Consider the following 14,794-nt stretch of genomic DNA (forward strand, 5'->3'; position numbering starts at 1 on the left):
TTATGAAAAAATTAAAATATCTTTCAACGCTGTTGGTGGCGGCCATCGCTCTGGTTGCCGCGTGGTTGTTATGGAATTTCTACACTCAGTCCCCCTGGACCCGCGACGGTAAAGTGCGCGCCGAGCAGGTCGGGATCACCCCTCAGGTTTCCGGCAGTATATTGCAGCTGAACGTGGCCGATAACCAGCAGGTCAAGGCCGGTGAGGTATTGTTTACCCTCGACGACACCCCCTACCGCATCGCGGTGCTGAACGCCCAGGCGCAGCTGGCGAAAGCGCAAGCTGAGGTGGCGAAAGCGCAGGCGGAGCAAAGCAAAGCCGCCAGCGAAGCCCGCCGTCGCAGAAACCTGTCGCAAAATGCCATCTCAGCTGAAGACCTTGAAAACGCCAATACCGCCCTGAATACCGCTACCACTACCCTGGCGGCCGCCAGAGCGGGAGTCGGTGTCAGCGAGGCGGCGCTGAAACATGCGCAGTGGCAGCTCAGCCAGACGGTCGTCAAAGCGCCGGTAGACGGCTGGGTGACTAACCTCTCCACCCGGGTCGGCGATTACGCCACCACCGGCCATCCGGTCTTTGCCCTGGTGGACAGCCATTCGTTCTACGTGCTGGGCTACTTTGAAGAGACCAAACTGCGCCATATTCGCATCGGCGATCCGGCGCAAATCATTCTCTACAGCAATCAGCAGACGCTGCAGGGGCATGTCGCCAGCATCGGTCGCGCGATTGTCGACCAGAGCGTGGAACAGGGAACCGGGCTGGTGGCCAATATCAAACCGAATATCCCCTGGGTCCGCCTCGCCCAGCGCGTGCCGGTGCGGATTGCCTTTGATACGTTGCCGGCCGATGTCACTCTGGTCTCCGGCACTACCTGCACCGTCTCGATCGGCGGACAGTGATGAATCTGCAGACCCTGTCATGGCGCACGCTGCCCTGGGTTAAAGCCACCCGACCGCAGTGGCGATACGCGCTACGCAACGGCATCGCCATGTGTCTCGCGTTAAGCATCGCCTACGCACTGGATCTGGATGAGCCCTACTGGGCGATGACCTCCGCGGCGGTGGTCAGCTTTCCCACCGTCGGCGGGGTGATCAGTAAAAGTTTTGGCCGCATTGCCGGCAGCCTTCTCGGCGCCTGCGCCGCCCTGCTGCTGGCGGGCCATACGCTCAACGATCCCTGGCTGTTCCTGTTCAGTATCTCCGGCTGGCTGGCGCTGTGCACGTGGGCCTGCGCCTTGTTCACCAATAACGTGGCCTACGCCTTTCAGCTGGCGGGCTATACCTGCGCCATCATCGCCTTTCCGGTGATTAATATCAGCGACAGCTACGAGCTATGGGTGATTGCCCAGTCGCGCGTCTGCGAAGTCATCGTTGGGATCTTATGCGGCGGGTTGATGATGATGATCCTGCCCAGCACCTCCGATGGCAGCAACCTGCTGACGGCCCTGAAAACCATGCACGCCCGCCTGCTGGAGCACGCCAGTCTGCTGTGGGTCCCGGAAACGACGGATGCCATCCGCACCGCCCATGAAAGCGTAATTGGCCAGATCCTGACCATGAACCTGCTGCGCATCCAGGCCTTCTGGAGCCACTACCGCTTCCGTCGGCAAAATCCCCTGCTGAACTACCTGCTGCACCAGCAGCTCCGCATGACCAGCGTCATTTCCAGTCTGCGGCGTATGCTGCTGAACTGGCCTGACGCCCCGGCCAATACCCGCCAGGTGCTGGAATCGTTGCTCGCGGAGCTCGCCACCTCCAGTGCTGACAGCTATCACGTCGCCCGCATTCTGGCGCCGCTGGCGCCGCCGCCGGACGCGGATTACCGCCACCTCGCCTTTTGGGCGCGGTTACGCTATTTCTGCCGCATTTATCTGGAAAGCAGCCGCTGGATCCGCCGGGTTGAAAATGCCTCGGCGATCGCCGAGTTCAATGTCCCTTCCGCGCCCGCGCTGGCCCGCCACACCGACCAGGCAGAGGCATTGCTCAACGGCATCCGTACCTTTTGCGCGCTGGTGGCGATTGGCGCGTGGGGGATCAGTACCCAGTGGACCAGCTGCGCGGCGGCCCTGACCCTGGCCTCCATTTGCTGCGTGCTCTATTCGGTTTCCGCCTCGCCGTTTCGTTCGTTGACGCTGCTGATGCAGACCCTGGTGCTGCTGTCGCTGTTCAGTTTTGTGGTGAAATTTGGCCTGATGGTGCAGATAACCGACCTGTGGCAGTTCTTGCTGTTTCTGTTCCCGTTGCTGACCACCATGCAGTTACTCAAGCTGCAGTGGCCAAAATTTGCCGGCCTGTGGGGGCAGCTTATCGTCTTTATGGGCTCGTTTATCTCCGTCACCAACCCACCGGTTTACGACTATGCGGCCTTTTTTAATGACAATTTAAGTAAGATTGTCGGCGTGGGCTTTGCATGGCTGGCCTTTGCGGTGCTCAGTCCCGGCTCGGACGCCCGTAAAGGTCGACGCCACATCAGAGCGTTACGGCGTCACTTTGTCGATCAGCTCAGCCGCCACCCCCAGCACAGCGAGCACGAATTTGAATCGCTGGTATATCACCATGTCAGCCAGCTCAGTCAGAGCCAGGATGCGCTGGCTCGCCGCTGGCTGCTGCGCTGGGGGGTGGTATTGCTGAACTGCTCCCACGTGGTCTGGCAGCTTCGCGAGTGGGAAACGCGCTCCGATCCTCTCGCCCAGGTGCGCGACCTGTGTATCAACCTGCTGCGCGATGTGATGAGCGAGCGTGGCGTGCAGCAGCGGCCGCTGGCCTCCACGCTGCAGGAGCTGCTGCGGATCTGCGAAGTTCTGAACCACCATCATCAGCCGGCGGCCCGGGAGCTGGCCGCCGCGATATGGCGACTGTATTGCGCGCTGTCGCAGCTGGAACAGGCTCCGGTCGCCGGAACGATTGGCGAAAAGATTACTTAATCACCCCGCAGGCAAACCGTTCGCCGCCGCCGCCCAGCGGCTGCGGACTGTCGGCCATGTTATCGCCGCCGACATGAACCATCAGCGCTTTGCCTTTCACTTCCGCCAGCGTTTTCAGACGCGGAGCGATAATCGGCTGGTCAGCCACACCCGCGTCGTTGACCACCAGCAGCGGTAGATCGCCAAGATGCCCGGTGCCCAACGGCCCTTCATGTTTACCGGTATGTTGCGGATCGTAATGTCCGCCCGCCGCTCCGGCGGCTACGGCTTTGCCCTCTTTCATCGCCGGCTGGCAGCTGCCTTCAGCATGAATATGAAAGCCGTGCTTGCCCGGGGGTAACGCCCGCAGATTAGGAGCAAATTCGAGTCCGCGGTCGGTTTCGGTGATTTTTACACTGCCGATGGATTGACCAACGCCCTGGCTGGTCACGAGATTAAGTGGCACATCTTCACTGACGGCCTGCGCGCCAGCGCAAAATGCGAGGGAAAGGATAGCGAGAATACATCGTTGCATAACACCTCCGGATGGCTGTCTCTCTGTTAAGTGTAAACCAGGAACTGCTTTCCGGAGGCGAAATGCCCGTTACGGCACGTCGTAACCGAGCGCGGCTTTGCGGATACGGAACCACTGCTGGCGGGTCATACTCAGTTTTTCGGCCACAATCGCCGAGCGCACGCGCTCAATTTTACCCGAGCCGATAATCGGCAGCGGCTGCGACGGCAGGCGCATCACCCAGGCGTAAACCACCTGCTCGATGCTGTCGGCGTTGAGCTCGTGGGCCACCTGGGCCAGCTCGTCGCGCAGCGGCTGAAAGCCCTCTTCATTAAACAGGCGGCCGCCGCCGAGGCAGGACCAGGCCATCGGACGAATACGCAGTTGCTGCAGCTGGTCGAGGGTACCGTCAAGCAGCAACGGCTGATGCACCGGCGAGATCTCCACCTGGTTGGTGGCAAGTGTAAACGGCAAGCGCGACTGCAGAAGGGTGAACTGGGCAGGGGTAAAGTTCGAGACGCCGAAATGACGTACCTTGCCGCTGTGGTGCAACGCGAGGAAGGCTTCAGCCACCTCGTCGGCGTCCATCAGCGGATCCGGCCGGTGGATCAGCAGCAGATCGAGATGGTCCGTTGCCAGGTTGCGCAGCGATTGCTCAGCGCTGAGCACGATGTGGTCCCGGTCGGTAATGTAGTGACCGATGGTGTTTTCAGCGCGCGCCCGGGTGGCAATGCCGCATTTGCTGACAATCTCCATCCGGCTACGCAGATGCGGCGCCAGCTTCAGGGCTTCACCAAAGGCGGATTCACACTGGTAATCGCCATAGATATCGGCGTGATCGACGGTGGTAATGCCTAAATCGAGATGCTGTTCGATAAAGCCGACCAGCTCGCCTGGCGACATTTTCCAGTCCATCAGACGCCAGTAGCCCATCACAAAACGCGAAAATTCCGGCCCCTGGGGAGCCATAGCAATACGCTGAACCATAACCACTTCCTCAATAAAAAAGTGCTCTGAGTATACGTAATTTTTGGCTTAAAACAGTGAGGGTTGCTGCGGTTCTTCCGCCGCCTCTGGTCTGTTCGCGCGTATTTTGCGCAGCAGGCGTTGACGGCACAGACGCAATACCTCCTGTTTCTGCGCATCGCTCATCGTTTGCCAGTTAAAACGCTCCTCACGGCTACGGAAACAGCCGCGACAGTAGCCGCGCTCATCGGTCTGACAAATTCCCCGGCACGGGCTCTGCACCGGGAAAAACTCTAACTGCTCTGCCACCACACGCCTCCTGTCCCCTCATCTCCTTTCATTGAAGACGTTTCCCTGCGCCGACGCAAATTTTGTTCACTCCGTGCTGCGCCAGCTAACATTTTTGCGCTAAGTCTTGCATTAGACCAATCGGTCTACTACAGTGTGCGCCATGAACAGACACAGCGATTGCGATACCCGAGAACATATCCTGGCCACCGGCGAGCAGCTATGCATGCATCGCGGCTTTACCGGCATGGGCTTGAGCGAACTCCTGAAGACGGCGGAAGTGCCCAAGGGCTCTTTCTATCATTACTTTCGCTCTAAAGAAGCCTTCGGCGTCGCCTTGCTTGAAAACCATTACGCCGGATATCTGCAGCGCCTTGTCGATCACTTCGCCCATGGCGAGGGCAACTATCGCGATCGGCTGCTGGCCTACTATCAGCACACGCTGAATCAGTTTTACCAGCAGGGGATTATTAGCGGGTGTCTCACCGTCAAGCTGTCGGCAGAGGTTTGCGATCTGTCGGAAGACATGCGCACCGCCATGGACCACGGCGCCAGCCAGATCATCGCCCTGCTGGGCGACGCGCTGGAGAAAGGGCGTCAGGAAGGCAGTCTGACCTTTGACGGCGAGGCCAGGACGCTGTCGCAGGTACTCTATTCCCTGTGGCTCGGCGCCAACCTGCAGGCCAAAATAACGCGTAGCGCAACGCCGCTGGAGAGCGCCCTTGCCCACGCGAAACAGATTATTGCGGCGCCTGCTGTATAACAGGCGTTTTTATTTCATCAGTTCCTAGACGACCGGTCTACTCAGGAGTCATTATGTCGGAATCAAAATTATTCACCCCGTTGAAAGTCGGTGCTGTCACCGTCCCTAATCGCGTATTTATGGCTCCACTGACGCGTCTGCGCAGCATCGAGCCGGGCGATATCCCTACCCCGCTGATGGGCGAATACTACCGTCAGCGCGCCAGCGCCGGGCTGATCATCACCGAAGCGACGCAGATTTCCGCCCAGGCCAAAGGCTATGCCGGCGCGCCAGGGCTGCACAGCCCGGAGCAAATTGCCGCCTGGCAGAAAATCACCGCCGGCGTTCACGCGGAAAACGGCCATATCGCCGTGCAGCTGTGGCACACCGGACGAATTTCCCATAGCAGCCTGCAGCCCGGCGGCGCTGCACCGGTAGCGCCGTCTGCGCTGAGCGCCGGCACCCGCACCTCGCTGCGCGACGAAAACGGCCACGCCATCCGCGTCGACACCTCGATGCCTCGCGCTCTGGAAACCGAAGAGATCCCGGGGATCGTCGATGATTTCCGTCAGGCGGTGGGCAATGCCCGTGACGCCGGTTTCGATCTGGTTGAACTGCACTCGGCCCACGGCTATCTGCTGCACCAGTTCCTCTCGCCATCGGCGAACCAGCGTACCGACCAGTATGGCGGCAGCGTGGAAAACCGCGCCCGTCTGGTGCTGGAAGTGGTCGACGCCGTGAGCAAAGAGTGGAGCGCTGACCGGATTGGCATTCGCGTGTCGCCGATTGGCAGCTTCCAGAATGTGGATAATGGCCCGAATGAAGAAGAAGACGCGCTGTATCTGATTAGCGAGCTGGCGAAACGCGGTATCGCCTATCTGCACATGTCCGAGCCGGACTGGGCGGGCGGCAAGCCGTATAGCGAAGCTTTCCGTCAGAAAGTTCGCGACCGCTTCCCTGGCGTGATCATTGGCGCTGGCGCCTACACCGTTGAAAAAGCCAACGACCTGATCAACAAAGGGCTGATTGATGCCGTGGCCTTTGGCCGCGATTACATCGCCAACCCGGATCTGGTGGCCCGCCTGCAGAAAAAAGCGGCGCTTAACCCGCAGCGCCCGGAATCCTTCTATGGCGGCGGCGCGGAAGGCTACACCGATTATCCTACGCTGTAATCCCTCCATTGATAGCGGCGACGTATCGCCGCTATACTCAACGCTCTGATCTAGCAAATAAACTGCATAGGGGACATTATGCGCTTACTCCACACCATGCTGCGCGTTGGCGACCTGCAACGTTCTATCGACTTCTATACCAACGTGTTGGGCATGAAGCTGCTGCGCACCAGCGAAAACCCGGAGTACAAATACTCCCTCGCCTTCGTCGGCTACGGCGAAGAGAGCGATACCGCGGTGATCGAACTGACCTACAACTGGGGCGTGGACAGCTATGAGCTGGGCACCGCCTACGGTCACATCGCGCTGAGCGTCGACAACGCCGCCGAAGCCTGCGAGCGGATCCGCCAGAACGGGGGCAACGTCACCCGTGAAGCCGGGCCGGTAAAAGGCGGCACCACCGTTATCGCCTTCGTGGAAGATCCTGACGGTTACAAAATTGAGCTGATTGAAGAGAAAGACGCCGGCAAAGGGCTGGGCAACTAACCCCTCCCGACCATAGCGTCTTTATTTTCATCGCTCGCCCGGGCGCTGCGGCGCCCGTTGTTTTCACCCCTGCCTGCTGCAAGCCGTGGCAAAATTTGCCATAATGCGCGCTACTTTTTACCAGCTAAGAGAATCTGATGTCCGAGAACGCTCAACTGAATGGTCTGTGCGACCGTTTCCGCGGTTTTTATCCAGTGGTGATTGATGTTGAAACCGCAGGATTTAATGCCAAAACCGACGCCCTGCTGGAGATCGCCGCCATTACGTTGAAGATGGATGAGCAAGGCTGGCTGATGCCCGATGAAACGCTGCATTTCCATGTTGAACCTTTCGAGGGCGCCAATCTCCAGCCCGAAGCGCTGGCCTTTAACGGGATTAACCCGCACGATCCAGAGCGCGGCGCCGTTAGCGAATACGATGCCCTGCATGCCATCTTCAAAATGGTACGCAAAGGGATGAAAGAGAGCGACTGCAGTCGGGCTATCATGGTGGCGCACAACGCCACATTTGACCACAGCTTCACCATGACCGCCGCCGAACGGGCGGGGCTAAAACGCAACCCGTTCCATCCGTTTGTCACCTTCGACACCGCCGCGCTGAGCGGGCTGGCGCTGGGCCAGACGGTGCTGTCGAAAGCCTGTATTGCCGCGGGGATGCCGTTCGACGGCGCGCAGGCCCATTCCGCCCTCTACGATACCGAGCAGACGGCGCAGCTGTTTTGCGAGATAGTGAACCGCTGGAAGCGTCTGGGCGGCTGGCCGCTGCCGGTAGCGACGCCGGAGTGATAAAAAAAGCGACTTCCAGGAAGTCGCTTTTTTACTGACAGCGGGAATTATTCCGCTTTCGGCTCGTCAGTGTGATATTTCGCCGCGGTCTCTTTGATCAGCTGCTGCAGTTCACCGCGCTGGTACATTTCGATGACGATATCGCAGCCGCCCACCAGTTCACCGTCCACCCACAGCTGCGGGAAGGTCGGCCAGTTGGCATATTTTGGCAGCTCAGCGCGGATATCCGGGTTCTGCAGAATATCAACGTAAGCGAAACGTTCGCCACAGGCGGACAGCGCCTGAACGGCCTGAGCGGAGAAACCGCAGCTTGGCAGCTTCGGCGAACCTTTCATGTACAGCAGGATCGGGTTTTCAGCGATTTGGCGTTGGATCTTTTCTAAAGTCGAGCTCATTGTCGTGCTTCCTTAAACTTCTTTCTACGGCAGTAACTTGTCATTGTAGCGTCCCGAGGGCAGGACCGATAATAACATTTTTTTCACTATTCATATTTTATCTTCTGTTGCGCGAAGTTGCCTTAAAAATATCATTTTGACGCCGCGGGCAGGCGCGCGTTGCGCATTTTCTGTGCGAGGCGGTCAATGTCTGACGCGTTTTCTTGCAATCGTTAACCAATCGACATTTTTGATACAAAAGAATATTAACTTTCCGGGTTTTTATGCTTTAGAATCGTTCCGGTTTGTCATTCATCGTCAGGCATTTGTACATGTCTGTAATTAATCAGGGGATTGCTCAGTGGCGCGGCTAAACAAAATCGCGATATCGCTCTGTGCATTACTGTTCACATCTATCTCATTCACACCTCTGGCTCAGGCTTCAGGGCATACGCACGCCTCCGCCTCGCCAAAGGCGTTGCCCGCGAAAAGCGGCTCAGAGCGCAAGAAAAAAGCAACCAGTCAAAAAAGTAAAACCACCGCTAAAACCACCAGTAAAAAGTCCTCGAGCACCCGGCTCCCTACCCGTACTACCGCAGCAAGCCAAACCGCGCTTCATCGTCAGGCCGTCGGCGCCACGAAAAAATGCGTGCTGCGTAAAGGGTATAAAAAGCAGTGCGCGAAAACGGTGGCCGCCAGCGCCGAGCCTACCCTGGCGTTGAACAGCGTCAAAAGCAAATGCGTGGTGCGTAAGGGCTATAAAAAGCGCTGTAAACCCGAGGCCAGCGAAGCGAATCTGACGATCGCCGATGCGCATAAAGTCCGGGTGCAAAAAGCGCAGAGTACCGCCATGAACAAACTGATGGGCCAGCTGGGTAAACCATATCGCTGGGGCGGCACCTCCCCGCGCACCGGGTTCGACTGCAGCGGGCTGGTCTATTACGCCTACAAAGACCTGGTCAAGATTCATATCCCGCGTACCGCCAACGAAATGTACCACCTGCGCGATGCGCGTCCGGTCGATCGTGACGAACTGCAGAGCGGCGACCTCGTCTTCTTCCGCACCCGCGGACGCGGCACTGCCGACCACGTAGGCGTTTACGTCGGCAACGGGAAATTCATTCAGTCACCGCGCACAGGTCGCGATATACAAATCACCTCCCTGAGCGAAGATTACTGGGTTCGCCATTACGTCGGTGCCCGGCGCGTCATGACCCCGAAAACCATTCGCTGATCCCGGTCTGCCGCTACGGCGGCAGCCCTCTTCACCTGCCCGTTCTCCGCCCCTACCGTCAGGGGAAACTGCATATTCGCCTCTGTGACCGGCGCTTCCCGACGATAGCGGGTGGGCGACATGCCAAAGTGACGGTGAAAGGTGCGGCAGAATGCCGCCTGCCCGTCGTACCCCAGACGTTGAGAAATACTCTGCATCGAGGCCTCGGTCTGCGTTAAGTAGATTGTCGCGATGGTCATCTTCCGTCGGCTGACGTAGCTCGCCAGCGTACAGCCGGTCACCATGGCGAATTGCCGCTGGAAATACCAGTGCGAGTAGCCGGACTTTTTCGCTATCGCGCTCACCGGCAGGGTGTCAAAAATATGTGCTTCAATCCAGTCAACGATCCCCTGCACTACCGGGATCATTTTCGGGCTTACCACTTCATCTGTTTTTGCCATCGTAGCCATCCTGTGGAAATTGCTGCCGGCGGCTATATTTGTCATACAAATATGAAAATAGACAATGAATTATTGGCATAGTGGCGATTACCTGAAAGCATAGCATCATTAATTAATTGATTTACAATGCTTATTTCCACTCAGGCGCTTGCGCTGCAAGGATCTTCGAATGACGAGCTGAGGAATGAACCATCGCGGCGAGAGACTGGTGACCCTGCCCCCTTTAACTTATACATTTTTGCAACATCTACGGGCGTCTTAACGCTCTGCTCCGCAGAAAACGGTTAAGCCTTCGGCAGTTGCGCCTGTGATAATAGCCTTTATCGTTGTAAGGCTTTTCACTGCCTGCGGCAAATGTTAACATTCTCAATACAATAACAGGCCCGGGACGCGAAAGCGTCGGGCGGTCAGCACTCGATTCAGGTGAAAACCTCATCTTGTCAATGTGAGATAAAACAAAAAAGTTATAAGGAGAGTAGCAATGTCGTTTGAATTACCTGCATTACCATATGCAAAAGACGCCCTGGCGCCGCACATTTCCGCAGAAACCCTGGAATACCACTACGGTAAACACCACCAGGCGTATGTCACTAACCTTAACAACCTGATCAAAGGCACCGCATTCGAAGGGAAGTCGCTCGAAGAGATCGTGCGCACCTCTGAAGGCGGTGTTTTCAATAACGCGGCGCAGGTCTGGAACCACACCTTCTACTGGAACTGCCTGGCACCGAACGCCGGCGGCGAACCGGAAGGCGAGCTGGCTGCCGCTATTGCCAAATCCTTCGGCAGCTTCGCTGAGTTTAAGGCCAAATTTACCGACGCCGCGGCGAAAAACTTTGGCGCTGGCTGGACCTGGCTGGTCAAAAATGCCGACGGCAGCCTGGCTATTGTCTCCACCAGCAACGCCGGTACCCCGCTGACCACCGACGCCAAGCCGCTGCTGACCGTTGACGTCTGGGAACACGCTTACTACATCGACTACCGCAACGCCCGTCCAAGCTATCTGGATCACTTCTGGGCGCTGGTTAACTGGAAGTTTGTTGCCGCTAACCTGGCCGCATAAACGACAAACCGCAGCTGGGTCCCCCCGGCTGCGGTTTTTTTTAGCGCTTTCCCACCCGTTTATGACTGACTGGCAAAGGCCTCTTCCGGCTGCGCTCGGCCGCTAAACCAGACCAGCAGCAGCGCCAGACCGGCAATGATCGCGCCCATCACCGGCACAAAAGCGTATCCCAGTCCGCCGGAGATCACCGCCCCGCCTGCGGCGGCGCCCAGCGCGTTGCCAAGGTTGAACGCCCCAATATTCACCGAAGATGAGAGCCCCGGCGCCTCATGCGCCACGCGCATCACTCGCATCTGCAGCGGCGGCACCACCGCAAAGGTGGCTGCGCCCCAGACGATCATACTGATGGCCGCACCCGCCTGGGATTGCGCCAGCAGCGGGATCGCCAGCATGATCGCCATCAGCAGCAGCAGAAAGCCTTTCAGCGTGCCGGAGACCGACCGGTCGGCGAATTTGCCACCCAGATAGTTGCCCAGCGAAAAACCAACCCCAATCAGCACCAGCATCGCGGTAATAAACAGCGATGAAGCATGGGTCAGCGTATTTAGGACCGGCGAAATGTAGGTATACAGCGTAAACATCGCCCCGGCGCCCAGCACGGTGGTCAGCAAGGCTGAGAGCACCTGCGGCCGTAACAGGACCGAAAGCTCTTGTTTGACATCCGGCCGCTCGCCCGCGCTGCCCTTCGGCAGGGAGAACCACAGGCTCACCATTGCCAGCAGGCCTAACCCCGCGGTGGCGAGGAAGGACATCCGCCAGCCGATGGTTTCCCCAAGCCAGGTCGCGGCAGGCACGCCGCCGATATTAGCGATGGTGAGGCCCATAAACATGGTGGCCACCGCGCTGGCCTGCTTGTGCCTGGGCACCACGCTGGCCGCCACCACCGACCCCAGGCCAAAAAAGGCGCCGTGGTTGAGGCTGGTAATAATGCGCGACAGCAGCAGCGTAGTGTAATCCGGCGCAATGGATGACAGCAGGTTGCCGACGGTGAAGATCCCCATCAGAAAAATCAGCGCATTGCGTCGGGCGCGATGCGACAGCAGCAGAGTCATCAGCGGCGCGCCGACCATGACGCCGATGGCATATGCACTGATCAGCATTCCCGCCACCGGTATTGAAACGTCCACGCCTTTGGCAATCACCGGCAGCAATCCCATTGGGGAGAACTCGGTGGTACCGATGCCAAAGGCGCCGATCGCCAGCGCGAGTAAAGGAAAGTTGATTTTCATTCAATGACTCCATCAGACCGTCGGGAGGGACGGCATAACATCAGAAGCCAAAAGCATGACATCAATCACAAAAAAACAAAAGTGAACGAAATGACAAAAGATTTTTGCAGAATTGATAATAATGGCGGGATACGGGGAGGAAGCCGCGCTCCTCCCTCATTGGAGCATTAGTGCAGAATGGCGGTCAGGCTGAATGCGACGATCACGCCGAGAGCAATAATCGTGGTGATCAGCGAAAACTTTAAATTGGTATCCATCATTTTTCCCTCTTGTTATCCCCACACCAAAAGTGAGCTTGCTCATTTTTGCACAAAAAATCGCAAAAATCTTCCGGGATTTAGGGCGATGCACATTTTTGCTCTTCCACTTTGCCCCAAGATCGGACAAAATCCCACGCTAATTTAAAAGCGTATCGGCCATTGACCCCTTCCTGTCGTTCTGTGTCGTTTTCCCGACGTGATGCAATGTTGAAAATTGTATTCAGGGTGTGTGTAGGCAAACGTTTACGTATCGATGATCAGGCGATCAGGTCAAGGCATGGAGTGAGATGTAATGGCAACTATTAAAGATGTAGCGAAGCGCGCAAACGTTTCCACTACAACTGTGTCACATGTAATTAACAAAACCCGTTTCGTTGCCGAAGAGACGCGTAATGCGGTATGGGCGGCGATTAAAGAGCTGCACTACTCGCCGAGCGCGGTGGCCCGCAGCCTGAAAGTCAATCATACAAAATCGATTGGCCTGCTGGCGACCAGTAGCGAAGCCGCCTATTTCGCTGAAATTATTGAGTCCGTGGAAAAGAGCTGTTTCCAGAAGGGCTATACTCTGATCCTCGGCAACGCCTGGAACGACCCGGAAAAACAGCGTGCCTATCTGTCGATGATGGCGCAAAAACGCGTCGACGGTCTGCTGGTGATGTGTTCGGAATATCCGGATTCCGTCCTGAGCATGCTGGAAGAGTACCGCCATATTCCGATGGTGGTGATGGACTGGGGCGAAGCCAAAGCCGACTTTACCGATGCGGTGATCGATAACGCCTTCCAGGGCGGGTATATCGCCGGACGTTACCTGATTGAACGCGGTCACCGCGAAATCGGCGTGATCCCGGGCCCGCTGGAGCGCAACACCGGCGCGGGGCGACTGGCCGGCTTCATGCAGGCGATGAAAGAGGCGCATATCAGCGTGCCGGAAAACTGGATTGTACAGGGCGACTTCGAGCCGGAGTCCGGCTACCGCGCCATGCAGCAGATCCTCAGCCAGCAGCACCGTCCAACGGCGGTCTTCTGCGGCGGCGACATTATGGCGATGGGCGCCATCTGCGCCGCGGATGAAATGGGGCTGCGCGTGCCACAGGACATTTCGCTGATCGGTTATGATAATGTGCGCAACGCCCGCTATTTCAGCCCGGCGTTAACCACCATTCATCAGCCGAAAGATTCGCTGGGCGAAGCCGCGTTCAATATGTTGTTGGATCGTATCGTCAACAAGCGCGAAGAGTCGCAGTCTATCGAGGTGCACCCTCGGCTTGTCGAACGCCGCTCAGTGGCGGATGGCCCGTTTGTCGACTATCGTCGCTAAAGCACTGGCGGGCGCGGATCACTCCGGCGCCCGCAGCCACTCCCGATTCAACGTGTCGCTGTCCCCCAGGTAGTCCAGCATCCAGTTTAACGCCGGTGAAGCATCATTCTGCTGCCAGGTCAGACAGCAGGCCGCATCCGGAAACGGATTTTCCAGCGCCAGCGCGGTCCACTCGCCGCGATCTACCCATGGCCGGGCGAAATGGCTTGGCACCATGCCGACGCAGAGCCCTGCCGACAGACAGGTGGCCGACGATTCCCAGTCGGGGACCACCACCCTCTTCTGGTTATCCAGCAGCCACGTTGTCCTTTTGGGCAATGAACGCGAGGTATCCTCCCGCACCAGCGACGGCCAGTTGCGCAGGACATCATCGCTCAGCGGACCCGCCATCTTCGCCAGCGGATGATCGCTCGCCACCACGCAGTCCCAGCTCAGCATCCCCATATCGCGGAACGCGTAGCGCCCCCCGACAGGAATAGAACGCGTTGCGCCAATCGCCAGCTCCACGCGGCCGTCGGCCAGTGCATCCCATACGCCGTTGAACACTTCCTGGAAAACGATCAGTTCGACGTCGGGAAAATGGCGATAGAAATCCACGATCATCTGGCGCATCCGCGCGGGTTTCACGATATCGTCCACCGCGATTGACAACTGCCCACGCCAGCCGTTAGCGATTTGCTGGCACTGCTGGCGGGTGATCTGCATTTTTTTGATAACAGAGCGCCCTTCCTGTAAAAACCAGACCCCGGCAGGGGTCAGCTCCACGTCACGATGACGGCGCTCAAACAAGGGGACGGCCAGCCACTCTTCCAGCTGACGCACGGTATAGCTGACGGCGGAAGGCACCCGGTGCAGCTCCTGCGCCGCCGCGCTGAAGCTGCCGTTACGGGCGACGGCATCAACCACTTCCAGAGAGTATTCAGACCACATTTTCTGCCTGCAAAATTTTTGAATGCATGTGACAAATATTAGCGTTTCACAAGCCACCATGCACTCCCTACACTCTGCGGCATCGTACCTG

The 14,794-nt window shown here is 57.9% G+C and carries 17 protein-coding genes; 9 read left to right on the forward strand and 8 right to left on the reverse strand.

The genetic code is table 11. The annotated features are described in order from the left end of the window. Window positions 1-2: 2 nt before the first annotated feature. Together ACQUTP_RS03105 and ACQUTP_RS03110 are read left to right on the forward strand one after the other, a co-directional pair. Entirely contained in the window at window positions 3-899 is an 897-nt protein-coding gene (locus ACQUTP_RS03105) for an efflux RND transporter periplasmic adaptor subunit (RefSeq protein ID WP_017901091.1), read from the forward strand. Next, the gene (locus tag ACQUTP_RS03110; protein WP_004202870.1) at window positions 899-2,923 is read left to right on the forward strand and encodes an FUSC family protein; all 2,025 of its coding nucleotides are present in this window, start codon (window positions 899-901) and stop codon (window positions 2,921-2,923) included. The genes ACQUTP_RS03105 and ACQUTP_RS03110 overlap by 1 nt, the downstream gene beginning before the upstream one ends. Here ACQUTP_RS03110 and sodC read toward each other — a convergent pair. The 3 genes from sodC to ACQUTP_RS03125 all read right to left on the reverse strand — a co-directional run bounded on the left by sodC (window position 2,916) and on the right by ACQUTP_RS03125 (window position 4,694). Continuing rightward, window positions 2,916-3,437, reverse strand: a complete 522-nt coding sequence (sodC, locus tag ACQUTP_RS03115) for a superoxide dismutase [Cu-Zn] SodC (RefSeq protein WP_017901092.1) — start codon at window positions 3,435-3,437, stop codon at window positions 2,916-2,918. The two genes, ACQUTP_RS03110 and sodC, sit on opposite strands and share 8 nt — an antisense overlap. Window positions 3,438-3,506: 69 nt before the next feature. Continuing rightward, window positions 3,507-4,403, reverse strand: a complete 897-nt coding sequence (locus ACQUTP_RS03120; RefSeq protein WP_017901093.1) for an aldo/keto reductase — start codon at window positions 4,401-4,403, stop codon at window positions 3,507-3,509. Window positions 4,404-4,451: 48 nt separating this feature from the next. After that, window positions 4,452-4,694 carry a DUF1289 domain-containing protein gene (locus tag ACQUTP_RS03125; protein WP_017901094.1) on the reverse strand — a complete coding sequence of 81 codons (243 nt, stop codon included), beginning with the start codon at window positions 4,692-4,694 and terminating at the stop codon, window positions 4,452-4,454. Between the two features lie 139 nt (window positions 4,695-4,833). On the opposite strand from ACQUTP_RS03125, the gene ACQUTP_RS03130 reads away from it, so the two are divergent. The 4 genes from ACQUTP_RS03130 (at window position 4,834) to rnt (ending at window position 7,855) form a co-directional block, all read left to right on the forward strand. Then, complete coding sequence (locus ACQUTP_RS03130) at window positions 4,834-5,433, forward strand: TetR/AcrR family transcriptional regulator (protein WP_004202876.1); 600 nt, start codon at window positions 4,834-4,836, stop codon at window positions 5,431-5,433. Window positions 5,434-5,486: 53 nt separating this feature from the next. Then, a complete protein-coding gene (locus tag ACQUTP_RS03135) occupies window positions 5,487-6,584 on the forward strand; it encodes an alkene reductase (protein ID WP_004202878.1) in 1,098 nt (365 codons plus the stop codon). A 78-nt stretch (window positions 6,585-6,662) separates the two neighbouring features. Continuing rightward, on the forward strand, window positions 6,663-7,070 hold the full coding sequence (gene gloA, locus ACQUTP_RS03140; protein ID WP_004202879.1) for a lactoylglutathione lyase: 408 nt from the start codon (window positions 6,663-6,665) through the stop codon (window positions 7,068-7,070). Between the two features lie 137 nt (window positions 7,071-7,207). After that, the gene (gene rnt / locus ACQUTP_RS03145) at window positions 7,208-7,855 is read left to right on the forward strand and encodes a ribonuclease T (protein ID WP_004202881.1); all 648 of its coding nucleotides are present in this window, start codon (window positions 7,208-7,210) and stop codon (window positions 7,853-7,855) included. Between the two features lie 47 nt (window positions 7,856-7,902). On the opposite strand, the gene ACQUTP_RS03150 is transcribed toward rnt, so the two are convergent. Beyond that, entirely contained in the window at window positions 7,903-8,250 is a 348-nt protein-coding gene (locus tag ACQUTP_RS03150; protein WP_002907768.1) for a Grx4 family monothiol glutaredoxin, read from the reverse strand. 340 nt (window positions 8,251-8,590) lie between these two features. On the opposite strand from ACQUTP_RS03150, the gene ACQUTP_RS03155 reads away from it, so the two are divergent. Beyond that, entirely contained in the window at window positions 8,591-9,463 is an 873-nt protein-coding gene (locus ACQUTP_RS03155; protein ID WP_004189707.1) for a C40 family peptidase, read from the forward strand. Here ACQUTP_RS03155 and ACQUTP_RS03160 read toward each other — a convergent pair. After that, window positions 9,418-9,903: a helix-turn-helix domain-containing protein gene (locus ACQUTP_RS03160; RefSeq protein WP_023318438.1), complete on the reverse strand. Its 486-nt coding sequence runs from the start codon at window positions 9,901-9,903 to the stop codon at window positions 9,418-9,420. The two genes, ACQUTP_RS03155 and ACQUTP_RS03160, sit on opposite strands and share 46 nt — an antisense overlap. A gap of 481 nt (window positions 9,904-10,384) precedes the next feature. On the opposite strand from ACQUTP_RS03160, the gene sodB reads away from it, so the two are divergent. Beyond that, window positions 10,385-10,966: a superoxide dismutase [Fe] gene (sodB, locus tag ACQUTP_RS03165; protein ID WP_004202885.1), complete on the forward strand. Its 582-nt coding sequence runs from the start codon at window positions 10,385-10,387 to the stop codon at window positions 10,964-10,966. Window positions 10,967-11,025: 59 nt separating this feature from the next. On the opposite strand, the gene ACQUTP_RS03170 is transcribed toward sodB, so the two are convergent. Together ACQUTP_RS03170 and ACQUTP_RS03175 are read right to left on the reverse strand one after the other, a co-directional pair. Then, window positions 11,026-12,195: an MFS transporter gene (locus ACQUTP_RS03170; RefSeq protein WP_004202887.1), complete on the reverse strand. Its 1,170-nt coding sequence runs from the start codon at window positions 12,193-12,195 to the stop codon at window positions 11,026-11,028. A gap of 167 nt (window positions 12,196-12,362) precedes the next feature. Next, complete coding sequence (locus ACQUTP_RS03175) at window positions 12,363-12,452, reverse strand: YnhF family membrane protein (protein WP_004152976.1); 90 nt, start codon at window positions 12,450-12,452, stop codon at window positions 12,363-12,365. Between the two features lie 295 nt (window positions 12,453-12,747). Between ACQUTP_RS03175 and purR the strand changes: the two genes are divergently transcribed. After that, a complete protein-coding gene (gene purR, locus ACQUTP_RS03180) occupies window positions 12,748-13,773 on the forward strand; it encodes an HTH-type transcriptional repressor PurR (RefSeq protein ID WP_004202888.1) in 1,026 nt (341 codons plus the stop codon). 18 nt (window positions 13,774-13,791) lie between these two features. On the opposite strand, the gene punR is transcribed toward purR, so the two are convergent. Then, on the reverse strand, window positions 13,792-14,703 hold the full coding sequence (gene punR / locus ACQUTP_RS03185) for a DNA-binding transcriptional activator PunR (RefSeq protein ID WP_004202889.1): 912 nt from the start codon (window positions 14,701-14,703) through the stop codon (window positions 13,792-13,794). Window positions 14,704-14,794: the final 91 nt, after the last annotated feature.

Source organism: Klebsiella sp. 2-CIP_Kleb. (assembly GCF_050378715.1).
In the GTDB taxonomy this organism is placed as follows: Bacteria; Pseudomonadota; Gammaproteobacteria; order Enterobacterales; family Enterobacteriaceae; genus Klebsiella; species Klebsiella quasipneumoniae.